Annotated in this window: 18 protein-coding genes; 12 read left to right on the forward strand and 6 right to left on the reverse strand. The window is 54.1% G+C overall.

Annotated elements, in window-relative coordinates; translation table 11 throughout:
* Positions 1–26 precede the first annotated feature (26 nt).
* The 6 genes from mreC (at position 27) to tldD (ending at position 9,025) form a co-directional block, all read left to right on the forward strand.
* The gene (gene mreC, locus NG42_RS05290; RefSeq protein ID WP_052898227.1) at positions 27–1,082 is read left to right on the forward strand and encodes a rod shape-determining protein MreC; all 1,056 of its coding nucleotides are present in this window, start codon (positions 27–29) and stop codon (positions 1,080–1,082) included.
* A complete protein-coding gene (mreD, locus tag NG42_RS05295; protein WP_052898228.1) occupies positions 1,079–1,567 on the forward strand; it encodes a rod shape-determining protein MreD in 489 nt (162 codons plus the stop codon). Before mreC ends, mreD begins: the two co-directional genes overlap by 4 nt.
* 8 nt (positions 1,568–1,575) lie before the next feature.
* Complete coding sequence (locus NG42_RS05300; protein WP_052898229.1) at positions 1,576–2,169, forward strand: Maf family protein; 594 nt, start codon at positions 1,576–1,578, stop codon at positions 2,167–2,169.
* Positions 2,159–3,628 carry a ribonuclease G gene (gene rng, locus NG42_RS05305; RefSeq protein WP_052898230.1) on the forward strand — a complete coding sequence of 490 codons (1,470 nt, stop codon included), beginning with the start codon at positions 2,159–2,161 and terminating at the stop codon, positions 3,626–3,628. Before NG42_RS05300 ends, rng begins: the two co-directional genes overlap by 11 nt.
* Before the next feature lie 89 nt (positions 3,629–3,717).
* Entirely contained in the window at positions 3,718–7,515 is a 3,798-nt protein-coding gene (gene yhdP / locus NG42_RS05310) for an AsmA2 domain-containing protein YhdP (RefSeq protein ID WP_052898231.1), read from the forward strand.
* 64 nt (positions 7,516–7,579) lie between these two features.
* Positions 7,580–9,025 (forward strand): metalloprotease TldD, encoded by a 1,446-nt coding sequence (tldD, locus tag NG42_RS05315; RefSeq protein WP_052898232.1) that lies wholly within the window; start codon positions 7,580–7,582, stop codon positions 9,023–9,025.
* 198 nt (positions 9,026–9,223) lie between these two features.
* On the opposite strand, the gene aaeR is transcribed toward tldD, so the two are convergent.
* Positions 9,224–10,141, reverse strand: coding sequence for an HTH-type transcriptional activator AaeR (aaeR, locus tag NG42_RS05320; RefSeq protein ID WP_052898233.1), 918 nt, complete (start codon positions 10,139–10,141; stop codon positions 9,224–9,226).
* A gap of 277 nt (positions 10,142–10,418) precedes the next feature.
* Between aaeR and aaeX the strand changes: the two genes are divergently transcribed.
* The 5 genes from aaeX to NG42_RS05345 all read left to right on the forward strand — a co-directional run bounded on the left by aaeX (position 10,419) and on the right by NG42_RS05345 (position 15,458).
* Positions 10,419–10,622, forward strand: coding sequence for a p-hydroxybenzoic acid efflux pump operon protein AaeX (gene aaeX, locus NG42_RS05325; protein ID WP_052898234.1), 204 nt, complete (start codon positions 10,419–10,421; stop codon positions 10,620–10,622).
* Between the two features lie 7 nt (positions 10,623–10,629).
* Complete coding sequence (gene aaeA, locus NG42_RS05330) at positions 10,630–11,562, forward strand: p-hydroxybenzoic acid efflux pump subunit AaeA (RefSeq protein WP_052898235.1); 933 nt, start codon at positions 10,630–10,632, stop codon at positions 11,560–11,562.
* Between the two features lie 11 nt (positions 11,563–11,573).
* Positions 11,574–13,547, forward strand: coding sequence for a p-hydroxybenzoic acid efflux pump subunit AaeB (gene aaeB / locus NG42_RS05335; protein ID WP_052898236.1), 1,974 nt, complete (start codon positions 11,574–11,576; stop codon positions 13,545–13,547).
* A gap of 137 nt (positions 13,548–13,684) precedes the next feature.
* The gene (locus tag NG42_RS05340) at positions 13,685–15,139 is read left to right on the forward strand and encodes an NAD-dependent succinate-semialdehyde dehydrogenase (protein WP_052898237.1); all 1,455 of its coding nucleotides are present in this window, start codon (positions 13,685–13,687) and stop codon (positions 15,137–15,139) included.
* Positions 15,140–15,188: 49 nt separating this feature from the next.
* Positions 15,189–15,458 (forward strand): barstar family protein, encoded by a 270-nt coding sequence (locus NG42_RS05345; protein ID WP_052898238.1) that lies wholly within the window; start codon positions 15,189–15,191, stop codon positions 15,456–15,458.
* A gap of 235 nt (positions 15,459–15,693) precedes the next feature.
* Here NG42_RS05345 and yhcN (NG42_RS05350) read toward each other — a convergent pair whose 3' ends face one another.
* The 3 genes from yhcN (NG42_RS05350) to argR all read right to left on the reverse strand — a co-directional run bounded on the left by yhcN (NG42_RS05350) (position 15,694) and on the right by argR (position 17,239).
* Entirely contained in the window at positions 15,694–15,963 is a 270-nt protein-coding gene (yhcN, locus tag NG42_RS05350) for a peroxide/acid stress response protein YhcN (protein ID WP_052898239.1), read from the reverse strand.
* Between the two features lie 105 nt (positions 15,964–16,068).
* Positions 16,069–16,332 (reverse strand): peroxide/acid stress response protein YhcN, encoded by a 264-nt coding sequence (yhcN, locus tag NG42_RS05355; protein WP_052898240.1) that lies wholly within the window; start codon positions 16,330–16,332, stop codon positions 16,069–16,071.
* A 436-nt stretch (positions 16,333–16,768) separates the two neighbouring features.
* Complete coding sequence (argR, locus tag NG42_RS05360; protein ID WP_052898241.1) at positions 16,769–17,239, reverse strand: transcriptional regulator ArgR; 471 nt, start codon at positions 17,237–17,239, stop codon at positions 16,769–16,771.
* Between the two features lie 450 nt (positions 17,240–17,689).
* Between argR and mdh the strand changes: the two genes are divergently transcribed.
* A complete protein-coding gene (gene mdh / locus NG42_RS05365; RefSeq protein WP_052898242.1) occupies positions 17,690–18,625 on the forward strand; it encodes a malate dehydrogenase in 936 nt (311 codons plus the stop codon).
* A gap of 114 nt (positions 18,626–18,739) precedes the next feature.
* Here mdh and degS read toward each other — a convergent pair whose 3' ends face one another.
* Positions 18,740–19,801, reverse strand: a complete 1,062-nt coding sequence (gene degS / locus NG42_RS05370; protein WP_052898243.1) for an outer membrane-stress sensor serine endopeptidase DegS — start codon at positions 19,799–19,801, stop codon at positions 18,740–18,742.
* Between the two features lie 86 nt (positions 19,802–19,887).
* The gene (gene degQ / locus NG42_RS05375) at positions 19,888–21,255 is read right to left on the reverse strand and encodes a serine endoprotease DegQ (RefSeq protein ID WP_052898244.1); all 1,368 of its coding nucleotides are present in this window, start codon (positions 21,253–21,255) and stop codon (positions 19,888–19,890) included.
* Positions 21,256–21,371 lie beyond the last annotated feature (116 nt).

Raw genomic sequence — 21,371 nt, forward strand, 5'->3', positions numbered from 1 at the left:
TTGATGTCGAGGAATACGCTGCGTTTATGAAGCCGATTTTCAGCAGGGGCCCATCCCTGCAGCTGCGCCTTTTTTTGGCGGTTATCGTGGCAATTGGGGTTATCATTGCCGACAGTCGAGTGGGGTCGTTTACCCAGATTCGTACCTATATGGACACTGCTGTCAGTCCATTCTATTTCCTGGCCAACGGGCCACGTCAAATTCTGGACAACGTTTCTGAAACGTTGGCCTCCCGCCAGCAATTAGAGCTGGAAAATAAAGCACTGCATCGCGAACTCTTCCTGAAAAACAGTGAGCTGTTGATGCTTGGCCAGTTTAAGCAGGAGAACGCGCGTCTGCGTGAGCTGCTGGGCTCGCCACTGCGTCAGGATGAACATAAGATGGTCACTCAGGTGATCTCTACCGGTACCGATCCTTACACCGATCAGATGGTGATCGACAAAGGCAGCGTTAACGGGGTTTATGAAGGCCAGCCGGTTATCAGTGATAAAGGTGTTGTGGGTCAGGTGATTGCGGTGGGTAAAGTCACCAGTCGGGTGCTGCTGATTTGTGATGCCTCGCATGCGCTGCCGATTCAGGTACTGCGTAATGATATTCGCGTCATTGCCGCCGGTAATGGTTGTACCGAAGACTTGCAGCTGGAACATCTGCCCGGTAATACTGATATCCGCGTAGGCGATGTGCTGGTGACGTCCGGCCTGGGCGGCCGCTTCCCGGAAGGTTATCCGGTTGGCGTGGTGTCATCGGTCAAAGTGGATACCCAGCGCGCTTACACCGTAATTCAGGCGCGTCCGACTGCCGGGCTACAACGTCTGCGCTATCTGCTGTTGCTGTGGGGCGCGGATTCGCGTGGCGAAATGCCGATGGCACCGGATGAAGTGCACCGCGTTGCCAACGAGCGTCTGATGCAGATGATGCCGCAGGTGTTGCCGCCAGCCAGCGAGATGGGGCCACCGGCACCTGCCGCGCTCACTGCGCCGCCAGCCGCTGCGGGTACCGCCACTGCGCCCGCGACCAACAGTCAGCCTGTCGTGAGCGGCAGCGGACGCAACCCACCAGCAAGCCGGGGAGGCCAGCCTTGAGTAGCTATCGCAGCCATGGTCGTTGGGTTATCTGGCTCTCCTTTCTGGTGGCGCTGATACTGCAAATCATGCCCTGGCCGGATCAGTTCTATATGTTCCGGCCATCATGGCTGCTGCTGATTCTGATTTACTGGGTGCTGGCATTGCCGCATCGGGTTAATGTCGGGAGCGGGTTTTTGATGGGCGGCATTATGGATCTTATCTCCGGCTCCACGCTGGGCGTGCGTGCGCTGGCGCTGAGTATCATCGCCTACCTGGTTGCTTTTAAATTCCAGCTTTTCCGCAACCTGGCATTGTGGCAGCAAGCGTTAATGGTTATGGTTTTGTCACTGGCAATGGATGTCATTGTTTTCTGGGCTGAATTCTTAGTGATCAATGTCTCATTCCGACCAGAAATTTTCTGGAGCAGTGTCGTCGACGGTATTCTCTGGCCCTGGCTATTCTTATTGATGAGAAAGATTCGCCGTCAATTCGCTGTTCAATAAGGACAACTATGCTATCCCTGTATCTTGCTTCCGGTTCACCGCGCCGACGTGAACTGTTGACGCAGCTTGGCCTGCGTTTTGAACGGCTGTCGACTGAAGTTGAAGAGCGGCGGCGCGACGGTGAGGCTGCCGGGCACTATGTGCAGCGTCTGGCGCGTGATAAAGCGCTGGCGGGTGTGGCGGTTGCCGAGCAGGATTTGCCGGTGCTCGGGGCCGATACTATTGTGGTGCTGAACGGCGAAGTGCTGGAAAAGCCTCAGGATCAACAGCATGCCCGCGAAATGCTGGCGAAGCTTTCGGGTGCCACCCATCAGGTGATGACCGCTGTAGCGCTGGCCGACCGCCAGCAGGTGATCGATTGTCTGGTCACCACTGACGTGACTTTCCGCATATTATCTGCGGAGGATATTGCCAGTTATGTCGCCAGCGGTGAACCGATGGATAAAGCTGGTGCCTATGGGATTCAGGGATTTGGCGGCAACTTTGTCAGAAAAATTAATGGCAGTTATCACGCAGTTGTTGGGCTACCTCTGGTTGAGACAGCAGAGCTGTTCAGCCACTTCCAGTCCCTGCGTGAACTGAGAGGACAACATGACGGCTGAATTGCTGGTTAACGTTACACCATCGGAAACGCGGGTTGCGTATATCGATGGTGGGATTCTGCAAGAGATTCATATCGAGCGCGAAGCGCGTCGCGGGATTGTCGGAAATATCTACAAGGGTCGCGTTAGCCGGGTATTACCGGGCATGCAGGCGGCTTTTGTCGATATTGGGCTGGATAAAGCCGCATTTTTGCACGCTTCTGACATTATGCCGCATACCGAATGCGTTGCCGGTGAAGAGCAGAAAAATTTCAGCGTGCGCGATATCTCCGAGCTGGTGCGTCAGGGCCAGGATTTGATGGTGCAGGTGGTGAAAGATCCGCTGGGTACCAAAGGTGCGCGCCTGACTACCGATATTACCCTGCCGTCGCGCTACCTGGTGTTTATGCCTGGCGCTTCGCATGTTGGCGTTTCACAGCGCATTGAAAGTGAAACTGAGCGCGACCGCCTGAAAGCGGTGGTCTCGGCCTACTGCGACGAGCTGGGTGGCTATATTATCCGCACTGCGGCTGAAGGCGTCGGCGAAGATGAGCTGGCATCGGATGCGGCTTTCCTTAAGCGCTTATGGACAAAGGTCATCGAGCGGAAGAAGCGCAATCAGACGCGCTGCCGCCTGTATGGTGAAGTGGCCTTATCGCAACGCGTATTGCGCGACTTTGCCGGTGCGGCGCTTGATCGGGTGCGCATTGATTCACGTCTGACCTTCGAACATCTGGTGGAGTTCACCAGCGAATATATTCCGGAGATGACCGATAAGCTTGAGCTGTATACCGGCAAGCAACCGATCTTCGATCTGTATGATGTTGAAAACGAAATTCAGCGTTCGCTGGATCGCAAAGTGGAACTGAAATCGGGTGGCTACCTGATTATCGATCAGACCGAAGCGATGACCACCGTTGATATCAATACCGGCGCGTTTGTCGGCCATCGCAATCTTGATGAAACCATCTTCAATACCAATATCGAAGCGACGCAGGCGATAGCCCGCCAGCTGCGCTTACGTAATCTGGGCGGCATTATTATTATCGACTTTATCGATATGAATAATGAGGATCATCGTCGCCGCGTACTGCACTCGCTGGAAACCGCGATGAGCAAGGATCGGGTGAAAACCGGCATTAACGGCTTCTCTCAGCTTGGGCTGGTGGAGATGACGCGTAAGCGTACCCGTGAAAGTATCGAGCATGTGCTCTGTCGCGACTGCCCGGTGTGTAAAGGGCGCGGCACGTTAAAAACGGTCGAAACCGTCTGTTACGAGATCATGCGCGAGATCGTTCGCGTACATCACGCTTACGACTCCGATCGCTTCCTGGTGTATGTCTCGCCGGCAGTGGGGGAAGCGCTGAAGAGTGAAGAGTCTCACGCGCTGGCGGAAGTGGAAATTTTCGTCGGCAAACAGGTCAAAGTCCAGGTCGAACCGCTCTATACTCAGGAGCAGTTTGATGTGGTGATGATGTAAATGCTTATCCCTTGTAGAAGCGGCGTTATCGCCGCCCGTTGCATCAAGCCGTACCGCAGTTTACACAGATTTAAAACAAGGAGAGGTGAGTGAGGCAGTGGCCGAGGATCCTGTTATTAACAGGCGCAACATTGATCGTATTGGTTGCGCTGCTGGTCAGTGGCTTGCGATTAGTGATGCCGCATATGGACAGCTATCGCGCCTCGATCCTCAACACCCTCTCATCTGCCAGCGGTTTACCGATTGACGCCAGTGCCTTGCACGGCAGCTGGCAAACCTTCGGCCCCACCCTGGATGTCAGAGACGTCAGTGTCAGCCTGAAAGATGGCGGGCAACTGAACATTGATCGGGTCACCCTGGCGCTGGACGTCTGGCAGTCGCTGCTGCACGCCCGCTGGCAGTTCCGCGATCTGACCTTCTGGCAGATGCACCTCACCACTAATACACCGCTGGTGTCCGGCGACAGTAACAGCAACAGCTTTAAAAGCGATAAGATCAGCGATCTGTTTTTACGCCAGTTCGACCACTTTGATCTGCGTGACAGCAGCATCAGTTTTCTGACGCCTTCCGGCCAGCGCGCTGAACTGGCTATCCCGAAACTCACCTGGCTTAACGAAAAAGCGCGCCATCGTGCCGAGGGCGAAGTGAGCCTCTCCAGTCTGACAGGCCAGCACGGTGTGGTGCAGGTGCGACTCGATCTTAATGATAATAATGGGTTACTTAACAACGGCCGCATCTGGATGCAGGCCGATGATGTTGATGTTAAACCCTGGCTCGGTCAGTGGATGCGCGATAACACCAGTCTGGATAGCGCCCGCTTTAGTCTGGCGGCCTGGGTTAGCCTGAAAGAGGGCAACGTGTATGACGGTGATATCTGGCTGAAACAGGGCGGCGCAACCTGGCAGGGCGACCAACGTGGGCATCGTCTGGATGTTGATAATGTCACCGCACACGTCACGCGGGTGAACAGCGGCTGGGCGATTAGGGTGCCGGAAACCAATCTGCAAACTGACGGCGGAGCCTGGCCGAAAGGGCAGTTCTCGCTGCTCTGGCAGCCGGAAAGCGGTTTGCTGCCGGGGCCGGATCACAGTGAAGAGCTGCGGGTGCGGGCAACCCAGTTAGATATTAAATACCTCGAACCACTGATACCGCTGTTCGCCAGGTTATCCCCCCAACTGCTGGAAAACTGGCGCACCATTCATCCGCGTGGGCAGATTGATGCGCTGGCGGTGGATGTGCCGCTCAAACAGCCGGAACGGACGCGTTTTCAGGCCCACTGGCAAAACCTGAGCTGGCAGCAGTGGCAGTTGTTGCCTGCCATGGAGCATTTTAACGGTTCTCTCTCCGGCGGTGTGGCGCATGGCAGGCTGCAACTGGATGTCGCCGATGCCCGGTTACCCTACGGTGATATGTTCCGCGCGCCGCTGGAGATTCAGCAGGCCACCGGTGCCATCGACTGGCACTACAGCGATCAGGGGCTGAGCTTAAGCGGCAAAGATCTGGACGTGAAAGCGCGTTCCCTGTGGGCGAAAGGCGATTTTAACTACAGTCAGCCGAAGGATCAGCCACCGCGCCTCGATATCCTTGCCGGGATTAATGTGACGGATGCCGGTGATGCCTGGCGCTATTTCCCGGAACCCTTGATGGGCAAGTCGCTGACCGACTATCTGAGCGGGGCGATTAAAGGCGGTCAGGTACAGAATGCGTCGCTGATTTTTGCCGGTAACCCGCAGAAGTTCCCATTTAAGCACAGTGACGGCATGTTCGAAGTGTGGGTACCGCTGCGCAATGCCCATTATGAGTTTGAACCCGGCTGGCCGACGCTGAATAACCTCGCTATCGACCTCGATTTCGTGAATGACGGACTGTGGATGAACGCGCCACAGGCGATGCTGGGTAAAGTGCAGGGCAAAAATGTTACCGCAGTGATCCCGGACTATCTGAAAGAGAAACTGATTATCGATGGTGATATTCGCGGTGCCGGACCTGACGTTCGCGACTATTTTAATCAGTCACCGTTGAAGTCGACGCTTGGCGCGGCGCTTGATGAGCTGCAGATTGGCGGCGATGTAAGTGGTCGCTTACATCTCGATATCCCGCTGGACGGTGAGCAGGTGCGTGCCAGCGGAGAAGTGGCGCTGAACAACAATACACTGCTGATTAAGCCACTGGAAAGCACGCTTAGCCAGCTTACCGGACGGTTCCGCTATGACAACGGCAATCTACAAAGCGATGAGATGAACGCCAGCTGGTTTGGTCAGCCTGTTGGCGTCAATTTTAATACCGTTGAAGGTGATAAAAACTACCGGATTGGCGTTAACCTGAAAGGCAACTGGCAGCCGGCGAAAATCGATATATTGCCGGAGCCCATTGCTGACCAATTACAGGGCAGCGCGGCGTGGAATGGCAAAGTGGCGATTGTCCTGCCGCACGCTGGTGGCGCGAACTACGATATTAATATCGATGGCGACCTGAAAAATGTCAGTAGTCACTTACCCTCTCCACTGGATAAACGCTCGGGCAGCGCGTTGCCGCTTAACGTAACAGCTAAAGGGAATCTGAAAAGTTTCGATCTCAGTGGTGTTGTGGGTGAAAGCCATCGTTTTAACAGTCGCTGGTTACTGGGTAAGCAATTACGGGTTGATCGCGGCATCCTCGTCAACGACAGCAAAACCACGCCAGCCTTACCGGATACTTCCGGCATGGTATTAAATCTGCCGCCGCTGGATGGTGAAGCCTGGCTTGGATTGATGGCGGGCGGCGCTAAGGGACAGTCGGGCAGCGGCTATCTGCCGGGCAATATTATTTTGCGCACTCCGGCGTTGAATCTGGTGGGTCAGCAATGGCGTGACCTGGATGTCAGCATCAACCAGACGGTTTCCGGTGACACGCAAGTGAAGGCAACCGGGCACGAAATCCGTGGTTCGCTGGATATTGCACGTAACGCACCGTGGCGCGCGCATCTCAACTACCTTTATTACAATCCGCAGTTTGCCAGCAGCGAAAATGGCAGTGCGTCGCCGCTGCCCGCTGACAGTAGCGCGATCGATTTCAGCCGCTGGCCCGCGCTGGACGCGGTTTGTGACGAGTGCTGGATTCGCGGGCAGAAGTTTGGTCGTGTGCAGGCGATGCTGACGCCGAAAAACGATACCCTGACGTTGACCAACGGTTTGATCGACAGTGGCAGTGCGCGACTGACGGTTAACGGCGCATGGGTTAATCGGCCGGGCGAACAGCGTACTTCATTAAAAGGCCAGCTGAGCGGGCAGAAAATTAACGATGCCTCCAACTGGTTTGGCGTGAGTACGCCGCTGCGCGATGCGCCGTTTAATATCGACTATGACTTACACTGGCGTGCTGCGCCGTGGCAGCCAGCGCCTGAGAGTCTGAGCGGCGTGTTGAAAAGTCATTTTGGCAAAGGTGAAATTGCTGACGTGAGCACCGGTCGCGCCGGACAGCTGCTGCGACTGGTCAGTTTTGACGCCCTGCTGCGCAAACTGCGCCTCGATTTTAGTGACACCTTTAGTCAGGGATTCTGGTTTGACTCGATTAACGGCACCGCATGGATTGAAAATGGCGTAATGCGTACCGACAACCTGCTGGTGGATGGTCTTGAAGCGGATATTGCCATGCAGGGCAAGCTGGATTTGGTTAAACGCCAGATTGATATGCAAGCGGTGGTGGCACCGGAAATTTCCGCCACCGTCGGCGTGGCTGCCGCATTTGTGGTCAATCCGGTGGTGGGTGCGGCAGTATTTGCCGCCAGCAAGGTGCTCGGACCGCTGTGGAATAAGATTTCTGTCCTGCGTTATCACATCAGCGGGCCTATCGATAAGCCCGTAATCAACGAAGTGTTACGCAAGCCGCGTGAAAACAGCGCAAAGTGAATTTGACGGCGCTGGTGAATTACCGCAGGCTATAACTATATTGTCACACAACGAGTGAGAAACGATGAGTCTGAATCTGGTAAGTGAGCAGTTACTAACTGCTAACAACATTAATCATCAGGATCTATTTACCCTTTTAGGGCAGCTTTCAGAACGTCGACTGGATTACGCCGATCTCTATTTCCAATCCAGCTACCATGAATCCTGGGTGCTGGAAGACCGCATCATCAAAGATGGCTCGTATAACATTGACCAGGGTGTCGGCGTTCGGGCGATCAGCGGAGAGAAAACCGGCTTTGCTTACGCTGACCAGATCACCCTGAATGCGCTGACGCAAAGCGCCAATGCCGCGCGCAGCATCGTGCGTGAACAGGGCGACGGCAGAACCAAAACCCTCGGTGCGGTAGCGCATCGTCCGCTCTACCCGGCGCTTGATCCGTTACAGAGTCTGTCACGGGAAGAGAAAATCGCCCTGCTGCACCGCGTCGACAGCGCAGCGCGTGCTGCTGATAAGCGAGTGCAGGAAGTGACCGCCAGCCTGAGCGGCGTCTATGAACTGGTACTGGTGGCGGCTACTGATGGTACGCTGGCCACCGATGTTCGCCCACTGGTGCGCCTGTCTGTCAGTGTGCAGGTCGAAGATGACGGTAAGCGCGAGCGCGGTTCCGCTGGCGGCGGCGGTCGTAGCGGCTATGAATTCTTCCTCGCCGATGAAAATGGTGAAGTGCGTGCCGAAGCCTGGGCGCGTGAAGCGGTGCGCATGGCGCTGGTCAATCTCTCTGCTATCGCCGCGCCAGCCGGAACCATTCCGGTGGTGCTGGGTGCTGGCTGGCCTGGTGTGTTGCTGCATGAAGCGGTCGGTCACGGTCTGGAAGGTGATTTCAATCGTCGTGGCACGTCGGTGTTCAGCGGCCAGATGGGGCAGCTGGTGGCTTCAGAGCTGTGTACCGTGGTGGATGATGGCACCATTGATGGCCTGCGCGGTTCATTGGCTATTGATGATGAAGGCGTACCGGGCCAGTACAACGTGCTGATTGAAAACGGTATTCTCAAAGGCTATATGCAGGATAAGCTCAACGCGCGGCTGATGGGGGTTAATCCGACCGGTAATGGCCGTCGCGAATCTTATGCTCATTTGCCGATGCCGCGTATGACCAACACCTATATGCTGGCGGGTCAGTCGACGCCGCAGGATATTATCGAAAGCGTTGAGTATGGCCTGTATGCGCCGAACTTTGGCGGCGGCCAGGTGGATATCACTTCTGGCAAGTTTGTCTTCTCAACCTCTGAAGCTTATCTGATTGAGAATGGCAAAGTGACGAAGCCGGTGAAAGGCGCCACGCTGATCGGTTCCGGTATTGAAGCGATGCAGCAAATCTCGATGGTGGGTAATGACCTGGCGCTGGATAAAGGCGTGGGCGTTTGCGGTAAAGAAGGACAAAGCCTGCCGGTGGGAGTCGGCCAGCCAACGCTGAAACTGGATAAGCTGACGGTGGGCGGAACCGCCTGATATTGCAAACAGATACAACCCGTAGGGGAGGCGTTCTCGCCGCCCGTGCCGAGGTTTTTGCACGCTGCATACCTTTATGACGGGAGCCGAAAACGGCTCCCCTACAACAGATACAACCCGTAGGGGCGGCGTTCTCGGCGCCCGTGTCGAGGGTTTGCACCCGACATGCCATCAGGACGGGTGCTGAAAACGGCTCTCTTACAGCTTACGGTGCTCCTGATAAAGCGTTCCTACCTGTTCAAAATACTCCGTCAGATAATTAATACACACCTGAACCTTCAGCGGTAACTTATCTTTCTGGGTATACACCGCGTAAACCGGTCGCGGATCAGACTGATACTGGCTAAACAGTATTTCAACGTCTCCGGCATTAATCTCATCAATCACCCACATCAGTGGCACATAGGCGATTCCGGTGCCGGATTTCAGCCAGCGCGTCAGGGTTTGCGAATCATTAGTGACAAAGCGACCCTGCGGTGAAACACGGATAGCGGTGCCTTCCGGCGCGATTAGCTCAAAATCGTTATCCGGGCGAACGCTGTACTCCAGCCAGGAGAAGTTGCCGATATCCCCCGGCTTTTCCGGCGCGCCGTGCTGTGCGAGAAAGCTTTTCGCCGCGCACACCACCATCGGCATGGAACCGAGACGCTTTGAGAACAGGCTGGAATCCTGCAAGGCACCGACGCGGATCACCAGGTCAAGGCCATCGGCAATCAGATCCGGCGCCGGAATGCCGGTCACCAGATTAACCGTCAGACCGGGATATTCACGCAGCATTTCGGCGGTCATGGTCGCGAGGACGTTCTGCGCCATCGTCGATGAACTGCCAATTCTCAGTGTACCAATCGGCGTATTGTTAAAGGCATACAGCTGTTCATGCACCTCCTGCGCCTCAAACAACATGCGACGGCAGCCCTGAAAATAAATTTTCCCGGCTTCAGTCAGGCCGATGCTACGAGTACTGCGATTCAGCAGCTTAACCTGCAACTCATCTTCCAGTTTTGCCACGATCTGGCTGATTGAGGAGACACTCATTTGCAACTGACGCGCAGCGGCAGTAAATGAACCCAATTCAACCACTTTAGCGAAAACCGACATGCCTTTTAGTCTTTCCATTATTCACTCTGGCTTAAAAGTGATTTAGATCACAATATGTAGAAAACTTATAGTCATGCGCGTTACTATATAGCTGCCGGGTCACCGTCTGGTTACTCACCCCTTGCCAATAATGCTTAATGTTAATCTATCATTAAGTCACGGTTCTGATTTTCGTCTGACAGTTTACCTGTCGCCCGACCATCATCAACCTGTAACGTGTAGACACCTGAAATATCGGCGGCGCATTTTTTTGGCAAAACGGACCCACCCGGCACTGTATGCAAAAGGATAAGAGATGAGTGTGCTTCCGGTTATTGTCGTATTCGGGCTTTCGTTTCCGCCCATATTCTTTGAGATTATCGTCGCGCTGATGCTGTTCTGGCTGGTGCGTCGCGTGCTGATGCCCACAGGAATCTATGATTTAGTCTGGCATCCGGCACTGTTTAACACAGCGCTGTTTTGCTGCCTGTTTTATCTGGTATCCCGTCTGTTCGTCTGAGGTCATAGTGAAAGCTCTAATAAGAAAAATCGCCCGTTATGCGATCACCCTACTGCTGGTTATCATCGCTGTGTTTGTTATCTTCCGCGCCTGGGTGTTCTACACCGAATCGCCGTGGACGCGTGATGCTAAATTTACCGCTGATGTGGTGGCGATTGCGCCTGACGTCACCGGGCTGATCACCGATGTGCGCGTGCATGACAACCAGCTGGTGAAGCAGGGTGATGTGCTGTTCACCATTGATATGCCGCGTTTCCAGAAAGCACTGGATGAGGCAGAAGCGGATGTCGCCTACTATCAGGCGCTGGTCAGTGAAAAACGCCGTGAAGCCGGACGCCGCAATCAGCTGGGCGTGTCGGCCATGTCGCGTGAAGCGATTGAACAGTCCAATAGCGATCTGCAAACCAGCGAGCATCAGCTGGCTAAAGCGCAGGCCACGCGCGATCTGGCACGACTCGATCTGGATCGTACCGTGATCCGTGCGCCATCCAATGGCTGGGTCACCAACCTTAACGTGTATAACGGTGAATTTATCACCCGTGGTTCAACCGCGGTGGCGCTGGTGAAACAGGATAGCTTCTATATTCTTGCCTATATGGAAGAGACCAAGCTGGAAGGGGTGCGTCCGGGCTACCGTGTAGAAATCACCCCGCTGGGCAGCAGCAAAGTGCTGCGCGGCACCGTCGACAGCGTCGCTGCGGGTGTTACCAACAGCAGCAGCACCGTTGACAGTAAAGGAATGGCGACCATCGACTCTAACCTTGAGTGGGTGCGTCTGGCACAGCGTGTGCCGGTGAAAATCCATCTGGATCAGCAGCCTGGCAATCTTTACCCTTCAGGCACCACCGCAACCGTGGTGGTGACCGGTGCAACAGATCGGAAAAACGAGCAACTACCGCCGCTGGCCAGGTTCTTGCAACGCTTGCGTGAGTTCGGCTAAGCGGAGGCAATATGGACGGTTTTACCTTAGAGCGGATGCGCTTTCCGCTCAAACTGACCTTCGCGGTAGTGATGGCGCTGTTTATCGGCTTTCACTTTAACCTCGAAACGCCACGCTGGGCGGTGATGACCGCCGGTATCGTCGCCGGTGGCACCGCCTTTGCCGCCGGAGGTGATCCGTTCTCCGGCGCGTTACGTCACCGTGGCTTACTGCGTATCATCGGCACCTTTATCGGCTGCATCGCGGCGCTGGTGATTATGATCAGCACCATCCGGGCGCCGGCATTAATGCTGATGCTGTGCTGCTTATGGGCGGGAATCTGCGTCTGGCTGTCATCGCTGATTAAAGTTGAAAACTCCTATGCACTTGGCCTTGCCGGTTACACCGCGCTGATTATCATCGTCAGTGTGGATGCCCAGCCCAATGGCTCGGTGCTGCTGGCGCCGCAGTTCGCCATTGAGCGCTGCAGTGAGATTGTGATCGGCATTGTCTGTGCGATCGTCGCCGATCTGCTGTTTTCGCCACGATCGATCAAAAATAATATCGATCGCGAAATTGATTCGCTGCTGGTCGATCACTATAAGCTGCTGCAACTCTGTATCGCCCATGCGGATAAAGAGGATGTGGATAAGTCCTGGGCAGATCTGGTGCGTCGTACCAATGCCCTGAACGGGATGCGCAACCTGCTGATGATGGAATCGGCGCGCTGGAAGAATGTTAACCGGCGGCTGGTGGCGCTCCATACTTTATCGCTGAAGCTGATTACCCAGGCGGCGGAGACGTTTCTTATCCAGAACAGCCGACCGGAATACCTGCCGCCGCAGTATAAAGTGCTGTTTGAAAAACCGGTTAACAGCGTCAGCGATGTGCATAAGCGGATGAAGCTGATGCGCCGGGTGATCACCGCCAGCAGCAGTAAGCAGACGCCCATCACCGTCGCCAGCTGGGTGGGTAACGCCACGCGCTATCTACTGTTGCTGAAAGGTATTCACAGCAATAGCCGGATTAGCGGTACTGAGGAGGCGATCCTTGACGGTGAAGTGGTGATTAAAGCGAAATCCGCTGAAAGCCGTCATGCGATCATTAACGGTATCCGTACTTTTGTGGCGACGGCAGCAGGCTCGCTGTTCTGGCTGTATACCGGCTGGACATCGGGCAGCGGCTGTATGGTGATGCTGGCGGTGATTACCGCGCTGGCAATGCGCATGCCGAATCCGTTGATGATGGCGAAGGATTTCCTCTATGGTATGGCGGTGGCGATCCCATTGGGCGGTATCTACTTTATGTTTATCCTGCCCGCCACGCAGCAAAGTCTGTTGTTACTGTTGATCGCAATTGGCGCGCTGGCCTTTGTTGCCGGGATATTTATTCAGCGGCGACAGCTGGGTACGCTCGGTGCCTTTATCGGTACCCTGAATATTCTGGTGCTGGATAATCCGATGACCTTTCAGATTCACACCTTTATCGATGGCGCGTTAGGCCAGTGCATTGGGGCTTTTGTCGCGACAATGGTGATTCTGTTGATTCGTGATACCTCAAAGGCACGCATCGCCCGCACGCTGCTGAACCGCTTTATGTATGCGGCGGTGTCGGCGATGACCACCAACCAGGCGCGGCGCAATGAAAACCATCTGCCGGCACTGTATCAGCAGCTGTTTATGCTGCTGAATATGTTCCCCGGTGATATCGATAAGTATCGCCTGGCGCTGACGCTGATTATCGGTCACCAGCGCTTACGCAATGCGGATATCCCGATTAACGCCGAACTCTCGGCGTTCCATAAGCAGTTGCGCTATACCGCTGACCGGGTGATTGCCGCACACAGTGATGACAAGCGGCGTTACTACTTCCAGCGCCTGCTGCGTGAGTTTGATGAGTATCAGGAAAAGCTGGTGGCATATGATGCACCGACCACCGTCACCGAGCCGGTCAAACGTCTGGCCGATATGTTGAACAAATATCAGAACACACTGATTTCCGTGTAAATCTATGTCGGTGCCTGCGGGCACCGCTTATCCCCGCTTACATTTCTTCTGCCTGCCCGCGCCTGTTCAACAAAAACCCCGGAGTTTTGCCAACTATACTCTGTTAAACAGGATGGCAAATCTAACAGGAGAAACCCATGTCTTACTCATTCCTTAAAGATAACGACCTTTTTCAGACCGGCTACCTCGCTGATGGCCAGTGGCACGCGTTGAGCGAAAACTTTGATGTGCTAAACCCGGCGACCGGGGAAACTATTGCCAGCGTGGCAAAGGCCGGTAAGCGCGAAACCGAACAGGCGATTGCCGCCGCAGAGCAGGCATTTCCAGCCTGGCGGGCGAAAACGGCCAAAGAGCGCGCTGAAATCCTTTATCGCTGGTATCAGCTGATGATTGAGAATAAAAGCTGGCTGGGCAAACTGATGACGGCGGAGCAGGGTAAGCCACTTAAAGAAGCCGAAGGGGAAGTGGAGTATGCCGCCAGCTTTATTCAATGGTTTGCCGAGCAGGCGAAGCGCGTTAATGGTGAAATCATTCCTCCCGCCAAACCCGGCTCGCGGATTTATGCCACCCGCGAACCGATTGGTGTCGTCGCGGCGATTACCCCCTGGAACTTCCCGATGGCGATGCTGACGCGCAAGCTCGGCCCGGCACTGGCCGCAGGTTGTACCGGCATCATCAAACCGGCCAATAACACGCCGCTATCCGCTTTTGCGCTGCTGGCGCTGGCAAAAAAAGCCGGCGTGCCGGACGGGGTGCTGAACGCGGTCGCCGGTGATACTCAGGCGATTAGCGATGCGATTATGGCCAGCAAAGCGGTGCGGAAAATCTCGTTCACCGGTTCGACACAGGTCGGTAAGCTGCTGATGCGCAATGCCGCAGACACCATGAAAAAAGTGTCGATGGAGCTGGGCGGTAACGCGCCGTATATCGTGTTTGACGATGCTGATATTGATGCCGCAGTGAAGGGGGCAATAGCCAATAAATTCCGTAACGCCGGGCAGGTATGCGTCAGCGTCAACCGCTTCTATGTCCACAGCTCTGTCTACGACCGCTTTGTTAATCAGCTGGCAGACGAAGTGAAGCAGCTTAAAGTGGGTAATGGTGTGGATGATGGAGTAATCGTCGGGCCGTTAATTGAGAAGTCGGCGTTGGAGAAAGTGGAAGAGCACGTCAAAGACGCGGTGGCTCAGGGAGGACGTATCGTCGCCGGTGGCGCGCGTCATCAGCTGGGCGGCAACTTCTGGCAACCGACGGTGATTGCTGATGCGCATGAAGGAATGAAGCTGGCCAAAGAGGAGACTTTTGGCCCGGTAGCGGCCTGCTTCCGCTTTGATGACGAAGAGGATGTGGTTCGTCGCGCCAACGACACTGAATTTGGCCTTGCGGCTTACTTCTATACCCAAAACCTGCAACGCGTATTCCGCGTATCGGCGGCGCTGGAAAGCGGTATGGTTGGGGTGAATGAGTGCGCGGTTTCCACCGAGCTGGCACCGTTCGGCGGCGTGAAAGAGTCAGGTCTTGGCCGTGAAGGGTCGGTGCTGGGCCTGGAGGAGTTCCTTGAAGTGAAGGCCCTGCATCTCGGTGGGCTGTGATCGTCCGGGCGGCTGATGCCGCCCGGTGTGGATTTACGGAGCGGCCAGCATGAAGAAAGAGAGCTTTGATTTTAATGAGATCGTCGATCAGGCCCATTTTTATCGGCAGTTCAGCGAGCGCTTTGGGATCGCCGATCGGCTAATCATCGATCTGGATAGTCTCTGGGATGCGGTGACTGCTTCGCTGCTGCCGTTACCGCTGGAGATAGAGTTTGTGCATCTCGGGGCCGGGCAGAAACGGCGCTATGGTGCGCTGATATTACTGTTTGATGAGGCTGAAGAAGAGCTTGAGGGTAAGCTCCGCTTCAATGTTCGGTAGGTATCGGATGGGAAGAACAGTGCAGTAGCAAAAAGGGCCCCGGCGTGCGGGGCCAAAGGGTTCGTCAGGTCGACGAGGAATTACTGGTAACACTTAGCAGTGACATGCCCGTTAACATCATCGCGTACTTCAGTCTCGCGTCAGACACTCTCACCTTATTCATTCCAGCAACCTGCGGATTTCAGGTCGTCAGTACGACGGCCGGGCGCATTTACTCAGCGCCCGTGCGAGCAATTTATTTATAGATTTCAGCGGTCGCGTGGTAGTTGCCGTTGTTATAAGCCTCAATCACACGGTACGAGCTGGCACCCTGTTGGTTGGCTTTTTCGGACAGTGCGTCACGAATGGTCATCGGTGAGCTGTCCAGACCGCTGACGGAAATGGTGCCCATTGATTGCAGGTTCTGGCTGGCAGCTTGTTGCTCAGTCACCAGGTCAGCAGCGCTGGCAGAAAAAGAGAGAACGGAAGCCAGACCTAATGCAGCAATAGCGATAGTGGTTTTCATGATACTTACTCCAGAAATAGGTTGTTTCGAGCAACCGAAAGGGGTGTACAGCCGTTTTTATTCTTGGGGTTGCCGTCGTTATTTAATGTCGTACTGCGAATGTGCTTATTTATACAGCTCAGCGGTCGCGTGGTAGTTGCCGTTGTTATAAGCCTCAATGACGCGATAAGCGCTGGCACCTTGCTTATCCGCTTTCTCTACCAGAGCCTGATGAATATCCATTGGTGAGCCGGCGATGCCGCTTACGCTGATGGTGCCAACAGACTGCAGATTTTGTGCCTGTTCTGCGGTAACGGATTCAGCTGCAAAAGCGCCGAATGACAGAGCAGAAAGTATGCCTAAGGTAGCGATAGTAGTTTTAACGTTCATGTTCATTTCCTCGTCGTCTATTTTTATCTTTTTGTTTAGTGTGATTGTCATCACGAAAATAATTATAGATCTAATCACGTAGGAAATTAATACCTTGCTAATAATGTTTTGTTGGGATTCTTTGCACGGGAATGACTTTTTAATAACCGATGGTTATAAAAAATGCTTATAATTTATACATGTCATGTTAATGTCATGTAAAAACAATAACCTACGTTACTTTAGCTATTTGTGCGTAAATTTGCAGTGGATCACGCTGGTTGTGGGGAAGATCGAGGAGAAAAGAGTGAGATTGATGTCTCTTTCTGGTGTTTTATCCCATATAAGCCGGGCGTAAAGCAACAAAAAAAAAGAGCCGATGGGAAATCGGCTCTAAGTAAATGTGATGATAACGCGCGTTAAGCGGCAGGTGATGCCGCATTTTCGTCGCTGCGCTTCAAAGTTCTTGTTCGAATAACATCAGGATCGCGTCATACAGTTGCTTGACGGTAAACGTGCGCGCCGGGGTAATAAAGATGGTGTCGTCACCGGCGATGGTGCCCAGAATACCCTCGGCTTTACCCAGTGAATCCAGCAGGCGGGCAATCAGCTGAGCCGCGCCAGGGCTGGTATGAATCACCACCAGCGCATCGTTATAATCGATATCCAGCACCAGGTTTTTCAATGGGCTGGTGGTAGTCGGCACACCAAGCTCGGCTGGCAGGCAGTAAACCATCTCCATTTTGGCATTGCGCGTGCGCACGGCGCCAAATTTGGTCAGCATGCGCGACACTTTGGACTGGTTGATATTGTCAAAACCCTCATCCTGCAGCGCCAGCACAATCTCGCCTTGAGAGCTAAACTTCTCTTCTTTTAATAAGGCTTTGAATGCCTTAATCAAATCTTCTTGTTTTGATGGGTTACGCATAGGCTACCGATATAGAAGAAAGTAAAACGGGATACCCGATGCCGGGCGATAAATTATTATGCATTTAAATGAATTATTATGCAAACCGCCTTGAGGCGTAAGTTGCGGAATTTTCAATGCGGGCGCGCATTCTACCAAATTTTCTTCGCGATGAAAAATCGTGTGGTAGCGCATAGCTATGAGATTGCAAGTGAACAGATTGTTATAAAATTGATGTTGTTCTGATAACCGCTAAAGGTGTAATGTAACCGCCGAATAATGTGTCTGCATGTTGTTACGATTGGCGTTAAACCTGTACGTAATACGGTCAGTCCCAGCGATTTGTGTTCGATTCAGTGCGACAGCACGCAAAACGATGACAACACCCTCGTCATTACCTCACAGGTTGGTTATGGTCGTAACCGGATGGATTTCCGGCACTTTTCTGCTCACAATAATAAGGAGTTTAGGATGAAAGTTGCAGTTCTCGGTGCAGCTGGCGGTATTGGCCAGGCTCTCGCACTTCTGCTTAAAACCCAGCTTCCGGCAGGTTCAGAACTCTCCCTGTACGACATCGCTCCGGTAACCCCAGGCGTTGCAGTCGATTTAAGCCACATCCCTACGGCAGTAAAAATCAAAGGTTTCAGCGGTGAAGATGCTACCCCGGCGCTGCAAGGTGCGGACGTGGTACTGATTTCCGCAGGCGTGGCGCGTAAGCCAGGTATGGATCGCTCCGACCTGTTTAACGTCAACGCCGGTATCGTGCGTAACCTGATTGAGCAAGTGGCGACTACTTGCCCGAAAGCACTGATCGGGATTATCACTAACCCGGTGAACACCACGGTGGCAATTGCGGCTGAAGTGCTGAAAAAAGCCGGTGTGTACGACAAGAACAAACTGTTTGGCGTGACCACGCTGGATATCATCCGCTCCAACACCTTTGTTGCTGAGCTGAAAGGCAAACAGCCTGAAGAGCTGAATGTGCCGGTTGTGGGTGGTCACTCTGGTGTGACTATCCTGCCACTGTTGTCACAGATCCCGGGCGTCAGCTTCAGCGAGCAGGAAGTGGCCGACCTGACGAAACGTATCCAGAATGCGGGTACTGAAGTGGTTGAAGCCAAAGCCGGTGGCGGATCGGCAACACTGTCGATGGGTCAGGCAGCGGCACGCTTCGGCCTGTCTCTGGTGCGTGCACTGAAAGGCGAAAGCAATGTGGTTGAGTGTGCTTATGTTGAAGGTGACGGCGAGCATGCGCGTTTCTTCTCTCAGCCACTGCTACTGGGCAAAAACGGCATTGAAGAGCGTAAGCCTGTCGGTACGCTGAGCGCGTTCGAGAAGCAGGCGCTGGAAGGCATGCTGGATACGCTGAAGAAAGATATTCAGCTGGGCGAAGAGTTCGTTAAATAAGTTTTCCGGAACTTATTTTGTAGGGGCGGCGGCTTTCGCCGCCCGTGCCGAGGGTTTGCACTCTGCATACCATCAGGGCGGGAGCCGATAACGGCTCCCCTACAGGCTCCAGAATTAATTTTCCTGCGGATATTCGAGAATGGTCACGGGCAGCGTCAGTTTCTGATCGTTGCGATTAACCTGTACTTCAATCACCGAACCAGGGCGAATTTCTGCCACCTGATCCATCGTCTCCTGCGCAGACACGGCAGCTTTACCGTTAACGCTGGTGATCACATCATTAGCCTGAATGCCGGCTTTCGCCGCCGGGCCGCCTGGCGCGACTTCACTGACCACAATCCCCTGAATCCGATCAATACCGGCACCCTGACCATGTAATGGTGGCACTTCGCGCCCGGTGATGCCGATAAAGCCACGGATCACCCGTCCGTCACGAATCAGCTTATCCATAATTTTGGTCGCTAATGCGGTAGGAATCGCAAAGCCAATCCCTTCCGGCGTTTCACCATCGTTACTCTTATCGAACGAAAGCGTGTTAATGCCCATCAGCTCGCCGAGCGAGTTAATCAGCGCACCGCCGGAGTTACCGTGGTTAATTGAGGCGTCGGTTTGCAGGAAGTTCTGGCGGCCGGAAGGGCTAAGACCCACGCGTCCGGTGGCACTGATAATGCCCTGGGTGACGGTTTGTCCGAGGTTGTAAGGATTACCGATCGCCATCACGATATCACCGACGTGTGCCACACGTTTCGGGTTGATAGTAATGACCGGCAGGCTGGATGCGGTAATTTTTAATACCGCCAGGTCGGTCAGGCTGTCGGAGCCGACCAGCATTGCTTCAAAGAAACGCCCATCCTGCAAAGCGACGATAATTTGATCGGCATCGTTAATCACATGCCGGTTAGTCAGGATGTAACCTTTTTCGTTCATAATCACGCCAGAACCCAGCGTGGTGACGCCGTGATTTTGCGTGCCATTTGTCGCGCCGCGGTTATAGACGTTAACGACAGCGGGCACGGCGCGTCGCACGCCGGGATTGTAGCTTACCGGCGTCTGGTCGGCGCTGTTATCCGGCGCCGACATAAGATTACTGCCAATCCTCAGCGCTGGCATCGCTGCTAATAAAATACCTGCGACGATCAGGCCTAGAATTACCGAACGCAAAAGTTTAGGAAACATGGTGTTAAGTTGAGCCAGAATTAGACGAAAGGCAGAATAACATGAGTTACGCGGACACAACATGGTGTTGTGTCCGCGTCGTGATGTTAACGCAGCAGCAGGTAAATACTTTCCCCGCCGCGTACCACATTCAGTGCTACCAGCGGTGGTTTGGCTTCCAGAATCTTACGCAGTTCTGCCAGGTTGTGAACCGGCGCGCGGTTGACGCCGATAATCACATCATCTTTATGCAGACCAACCTGTTCCGCCGGGGTCGACTTGGCGACGTCATCAACTTTCACCCCTTTGGTGCCATCTTTCAGCTGACTGTCGCTCAGGGTTGCGCCCTGCAACGCCGGTGACAGCTGGGCGGCGCTGGCGCTACTCTGGGTACCACTTTCCAGCTTAACGGTCAGCGTCAACGGCTTGCCTTCGCGCAGCAGACCGATCTTCACCTCTTTACCTGGCGCGGTAGTACCAATTTTCACGCGCAGTTCGGCAAAACTGGTGATCGGTTTACCGTCAACGGCAGTAATGATATCGCCGGATTTAATGCCGGCAGTGGCGGCGGCGGATTTAGGCAGCACCTCGCTGACGAAGGCACCGCGCTGGGCATCAACCTTAAACGCTTTAGCCATATCCGCAGTCATTTCGGTTCCTTTGATTCCCAGCTGGCCGCGCTTCACTTCGCCAAACTCAATCAGCTGCTGCGCCAGGTTCATCGCCATATTGCCCGGAATAGCAAAGCCGATGCCGATATTGCCGCCGCTGGAGGCCAGAATCGCGGTATTGATGCCGATCAGTTCGCCATTCAGATTCACCAGCGCACCGCCAGAGTTACCGCGGTTAATCGCGGCATCGGTCTGAATAAAGTTTTCCAGCCCTTCAAGATTCAGCCCGCTGCGGCCCAGAGCGGAAATAATCCCCGAAGTGGCGGTTTGTCCGAGGCCAAACGGGTTGCCGATAGCCACGGCAAAATCACCCACTTTCAGCTGATCGGAGTCCGCGACTTTCACCTGCGTCAGGTTTTTTGCGCCGTTAATCTGAATCAGGGCAATATCGGTTTGCTCATCATGACCAATCAGTTTGGCGTCATATTCGTTGCCATCACTGAGCTGGACGTTAATTTTATCAGCACCATTAACCACATGATTATTTGTCAGCACATAGCCTTTTTCGGCGTTGATAATCACGCCGGATCCCAGCCCTTCAAATGGCTGCGGTTGTCCTTCGCGGGCGCCTCCCTGGCCGAAAAAGCGCTTCAGCGGCTCGGGAATGTCCTGTGACTGTGTCTGAGTTCCCTCAACATGCACGCTGACCACTGCCGGCAGTACTTTTTCCAGCATCGGTGCCAGGCTTGGCAGCGGTTGACCCTGAATCTGAGCAGGAAGTGCCGCCAGCGCCTGTGGAGCGAGGGTTAAGTTCATGCCAATACTTAATGCTAATGCGCTAAACAGGAATGATTTTTTTTTCATCGCTACGACGCTCTCGCTGCTAAAAAATTGAGGGGGAAATAGTTGTGGAGACTGAAAACTGTGACAGATAATTCGGAAAAGGGTTCGACGCTTTTTAGGTAATTAGGGGCGCCATT

Source organism: Winslowiella iniecta (assembly GCF_001267535.1).
GTDB classification, from domain to species: Bacteria; Pseudomonadota; Gammaproteobacteria; order Enterobacterales; family Enterobacteriaceae; genus Erwinia; species Erwinia iniecta.